This is a genomic window from Bacillus cereus group sp. BfR-BA-01383 (assembly GCF_022663495.1).
In the GTDB taxonomy this organism is placed as follows: domain Bacteria; phylum Bacillota; class Bacilli; order Bacillales; family Bacillaceae_G; genus Bacillus_A; species Bacillus_A cereus_AU.
Genome location: NZ_JAKUFP010000153.1, coordinates 1 through 217 on the forward strand (window position 1 = coordinate 1; position 217 = coordinate 217).

Consider the following 217-nt stretch of genomic DNA (forward strand, 5'->3'; position numbering starts at 1 on the left):
AAGAGTTTGTTTGGCTAAAAGAAGTGGATAGTATTGCGATTCAGTCGTCTGTTCGCAACCTTGCGGATGCTTATACACGCCTTTTCAAAAAGCAAAACAGTGCCCCGCGTTTCAAATCTAAGAAGAAATCTTATACCACAAGACAAACAAATGAAAACATTGCCGTTGTAGGAAACAAAATAAAATTGCCAAAACTAGGTCTTGTTCGATTTGCCAA

The 217-nt window shown here is 38.2% G+C and carries 1 pseudogene; it reads left to right on the top strand.

From position 1 onward, the window contains the following. Positions 1 to 217 (top strand): annotated as a pseudogene (locus MR065_RS27390) (RNA-guided endonuclease TnpB family protein); the annotation flags it as partial.